At 49.6% G+C, this 538-nt stretch carries 1 protein-coding gene; it reads left to right on the forward strand.

From position 1 onward, the window contains the following. A partial coding sequence (locus R7040_RS29470; RefSeq protein WP_318098052.1) for a DUF1501 domain-containing protein occupies nt 1-538 on the forward strand: 538 nt, incomplete at both ends.

Genomic DNA, 538 nt, shown 5'->3' on the forward strand with positions numbered 1-538 from the left:
TGAAACTGATCGATGACGCGCCTTTATTCTCCTCTTCTACGCTCGGCAAACAAATGCAGACCGTGTACAAATTGATCGCCAGCCAGAGTGCGCTTAGTCAGCAGCGACAAGTGTTCTTTGTAAAACATACAGGATACGACTTACATGACTCGCAGCTCGCGCGACACCCTTTGTTACTCGAAGATCTCGCCACCAACCTAAATGCCATGTATCGCGCAGTTGATAAGCTCGGTATGAGTAAAAACGTGACCACGTTTACGATGTCTGACTTTGGTCGACGTATGACCAATAATGGTAACGGTACCGATCACGGCTGGGGCGGTCATCAGTTATTGATAGGTGGTGCGGTAAATGGCAGTGCGCCGATCGGTACGTGGCCAGAGTTAACACTTGGAGGGCAAGATGATTACTCAAAAGGTCGATTGATTCCGGCTATTGCCGCAGACCAAGTTGGCTCAACTCTCGCACAGTGGATGGGCGTGAGTGACAACGCTGCACTGGAATATGTGTTCCCGGACATCCGTAAGTTTACTCATTC

The organism is Vibrio sp. 1069, from assembly GCF_033340555.1.